The organism is Streptomyces sp. BRA346 (assembly GCF_052851135.1).
In genome coordinates this window covers 1-3292 of record NZ_JAIWIH010000124.1, presented here as the reverse complement: position 1 = coordinate 3292, position 3292 = coordinate 1, and the positions used below count along the sequence as shown (strand labels likewise).

Sequence of the window (3292 nt, the reverse complement as noted above, 5' to 3'; positions counted from 1 at the left end):
CCGGTCCTGCCCGTACGTCGCCAGCAGCGCCTGCGCCTCGATCGGATCGCCGAGAGAGGTGCCGGTGCCGTGCGCCTCCACCGCGTCGACCTCCGCCGGATTCAACCCGGCGCCGGCCAGCGCCTGACGGATCACCCGCTGCTGAGAGGGGCCGTTCGGCGCGCTCAGACCGTTCGAGGCACCGTCCTGGTTCACCGCCGAGGACCGCACCACCGCGAGGATGTCGTGCCCGTTGCGCACCGCGTCGGACATCCGTTCCACCACCAGCATGCCGACGCCCTCGGACCAGCCGGTCCCGTTGGCGGCCTCGGCGAACGGCTTGCACCGTCCGTCGGGCGCCAGCCCGCCCTGGATGCTGAACCCCGCGAAGCTCACGGAGGTAGCCATCACGGTGACGCCACCGGCCAGCGCCAGCGAGCACTCCCCGGCACGCAGGGCCTGCGCGGCGAGGTGCAATGACACCAGCGACGACGAGCACGCCGTGTCGACGGTGGACGCCGGGCCTTCCAGTCCGAAGACGTAGGACAGCCGGCCGGAGAGCACACTCGCCGCCAGCCCGGTGCCGATGTGGCCGCCGAGGTCTTCCCGCGCGCGGGTCGCCAGGTGCACGTAGTCCTGGCCGTTGGTGCCGACGAACACCCCGGTCCGGCTGGAGCGCAGGCCCTCCGGGTCGATGCCCGCCCGCTCGATCGCCTCCCAGGACACTTCGAGCAGCAGCCGCTGCTGCGGATCCATGGCCAGCGCCTCACGCGGGCTGATCCCGAAGAAGCCCGGATCGAAGTCGGCCGCGTCGTAGAGAAAACCGCCCTCGAGGGTCGCGCTGGAGCCGGGCTGATTCCCGGCGAGGGTCTCCAGGTCCCAGCCGCGATCGGTGGGAAATCCGGCGATGCCGTCCCGGCCGGACGCGACGAGGTCCCAGAACTCCTCCGGGGTACGCACCTGGCCGGGGAACCGGCAGGCCATGCCGACGATCACCACCGGGTCGTCCGCGGGGCCGGGCGAAACCGGGGTGAGTACCGGCGCGTCGGCCCGCTCCCCCCGCCCCAGCAGCTCGGCGACGAGGTGTTCGGCCAGCACCCGTGGCCTCGGGTAGTCGAACAGCAGACTCGCGGGCAGTGCCAGGCCGGTGGCATGGGCCAGTTGGTTGCGCAGTTCCATCGAGGTCAGCGAGTCGAACCCGTGGTCCTGGAACGCCCGGTCCGCGCCGATGGCCTCCGGGTCGGCGTGTCCGAGTACGGCGGCGGCATGGGTCCGTACGACGTCCAGCAGCACCGCCCCCTGCTCGGCCGCGGGGGTGGCGAGCAGGCGCTCACGCAGCTTCGACACCGTGGACTCGCCGTCGCGCCGGGCTTTCCGCGCCGCCCGTGCGGCCGCGCGGGCGCCGGGTAGTCCGGTGAACGCGGCACTGGTTCGGAGGCTGAGCAACGCCTTCAGCAACTGCGGCTGCCGGAGGTCGGCGACGACCGCGGTCGCGTCCGGTTCGGCCACCAGCTCGGCCATCGCCTCCATCGCGAGCCGTGGATCGAGCACGGTCGATCCGGCCGCCTCCCGCGCTCCGGCCCCTCGCCAGGCGCCCCAGGCGATCGATGTCGCCGGGAGTCCCTGTGCCCGGCGGCGCTCGGCGAGCGCGTCCAGCACCGCGTTCCCGGCGGCGTAGTCCGCCCGGCCAGGGCTGCCGACGGCGGCGGCCACCGAGGAGAACAGCGCGAACACCGACAGGTCGAGGTCGCGGGTCAGCTCGTCCAGCAGCAGGGCGGGCTCGACCTTGGCCCGGAACACGTCCTCGAAACGCCGCGCGGGCAGACCGTCGAGCGCGGTGGGCTCTTCCAGGTGACCGGCCGCGTGCACGACACCGGTCAGCGGGAACTCCGGCCCGATCGCCGCCAGCACCGCTTCCAGTTCGGCCCGGTCCGTCGCGTCACAGACCGTGATCGTGACCCGCGTGCCGAGCGCGGTCAGTTCGGCCTCCAGCTCCGCCGCACCGGACGCGTCCGGCCCCGGACGGGCGAGCAGCAGCAGGTGTTCCGCGCCGTGCCCGGCCAGCCAGCGCGCCACGTGCGCGCCCACCGTTCCGGTGCCCTCGGTGATCAGCACCGTGCCGGTCGGCTGCCACCGCCGTGCCGCGTTCCCTGCGGGCGCGGGCACCAGACGCCGGCCGAAGACCCCTGAGGTCCGCACCGCGACCTGGTCCTCGTCACCGGCCCCGGGGAGTGATCCCGCGAGCACGCCGATCAGCCGCCGCGCGACGTCCGCGTTCAGCGCGTCCGCGCCCGGTGCCTCCGCGCTCGGTACGTCGACCAGGCCGCCCCAGCGGTCCGGGTACTCCAGTGCAGCGACCCGGCCCAGTCCCCAGAACGCGGCCTGTCCCGGATCGATCGCCGGGCCGCCGGGATCCGCGGACACCGCACCGCGGGTCACCGCCCACACGGGCGCCGCGATGTCCGCGTCGCCCAGGGCCCGCAGCAACGCCGCCGTGTCCGCGAGGCCGTCCGGCGACGCGGCGAGGAGTGATACCACTCCGGCGAACTCGGTTCCGTCGGCGGTGAGTTCGGCCAACCGCGCGGTGAGCACCGTACGGTCGGCATCCGCCGGTACGAAGCGGATCACGGCAGGACCCAGCGCGTCCACGACGTCACGCGCCCAGCCGTCCCCCTCGGCGGGGAGCACCGCCAGCCAGGTGCCCGGCAGTACGGCCGGGAAGGAATCCTCCAGGGTCCGCCACTTCTCCCGGTAGCGCCAGGAGTCGACCGTCGACCTCGTCCGGCGCCGACCGCGCCAGGACGACAGCGCGGGCACGATGGCGCCGAGGGTGTCGGGGTCCACATCGAGGCTCGACGCGAGGGAATCCAGGTCCTCCCGCTCCACCGCCGACCAGAATTCCGCGTCGATGCCGTCGCCCGCGGCCACGGGTTCGGCCGCCTCCGGCCAGAACCGCTCACGCTGGAACGCGTACGTCGGCAGGTCGGTGCGGCGCGCACCGGTGCCCGCGTAGAACACCCGCCAGTCCACCGGGGCGCCGGTGACGTGCAGGCGCGCGAGCGCGGTGGCCATGGCGGCTTCCTCGTCCCGGTCCTTGCGCAGCGCGGGAACGACGGTGGCCCCGTCCGGCGCCGAACCCTGGATCATGGCCGAGAGCACGCCGTCGGGCCCGAGTTCGAGGAAGGTCTTCACCCCGCTCTCGGACAGGGTCCGCACCCCGTCGGCGAACCGTACGGTCTCGCGGACATGCCGTACCCAGTACTCCGGTGAGCACAGCTCACCAGCCGTCGCGAGCGCACCGGTCAGGTTCGAC

1 protein-coding gene is annotated in these 3292 nt (G+C 73.8%); it reads right to left on the bottom strand.

The features are described 5' to 3' along the window. On the bottom strand, positions 1-3292 hold a 3292-nt coding region (locus tag LCH29_RS43635), incomplete at both ends, for an SDR family NAD(P)-dependent oxidoreductase (RefSeq protein WP_446467232.1).